The following is a 741-nucleotide window of genomic DNA, read 5'->3' as shown; positions in this document are numbered from 1 at the left end:
AGTTTTAATGAAACCATTGCTACCGGAGAGGGAAATGACACGATTAACGGGGGACGAGGACAAGATAACGTCAATGGTGGGGATGGAAATGACCTATTAATTGTCAACTACTCCAGTAACACCTACGCGGGGACAACCACCTATCCAGCAGGAATGAATAGCAGTATCTACCAAAGTGGTGGTGCTTGGAGTGGTTCTTTTAGTGCCTATATTAATAGCAGTGGTAATACTGACTACGTTGACTTCTCTAATATAGAAAGGTTTCAAATTACTGGGACTAATGCTAATGACTACTTTGACCGAGGGGGTTATGGAGTATTTAACATTGATGGGGGAACAGGTACAGACACCATCGGCACTTTAGACCTTAGCAGTTTTACCACCAATTTAACCATTGATAACAGTGGGGGAACCTTCACTGAAAGTAATGGCAATGTGGTCAAAAATGTTGAACGGTTCAATAACCTGACCACTGGAACCGGTAATGATAGTATTAGCTTTACGGGGAGTTTTAATGAAACCATTGCTACCGGAGAGGGAAATGACACGATTAACGGGGGACGAGGACAAGATAACGTCAATGGTGGGGATGGAAATGACCTATTAATTGTCAACTACTCCAGTAACACCTACGCGGGGACAACCACCTATCCAGCAGGAATGAATAGCAGTATCTACCAAAGTGGTGGTGCTTGGAGTGGTTCTTTTAGTGCCTATATTAATAGCAGTGGTAATACTGAC

At 43.2% G+C, this 741-nt stretch carries 1 protein-coding gene; it reads left to right on the top strand.

Annotated elements, in window-relative coordinates; all coding sequences use genetic code 11:
• Positions 1–741: calcium-binding protein (locus N0824_RS20805; RefSeq protein WP_373456634.1), on the top strand; the 741-nt coding region annotated here is incomplete at both ends.

This window comes from Microcystis sp. 0824, from assembly GCF_003112475.1.
In the GTDB taxonomy this organism is placed as follows: domain Bacteria; phylum Cyanobacteriota; class Cyanobacteriia; order Cyanobacteriales; family Microcystaceae; genus Microcystis; species Microcystis aeruginosa_C.
The sequence above is the reverse complement of the archived record's forward strand: the minus strand, read 5'-3'. Positions and strand labels throughout refer to the sequence as shown.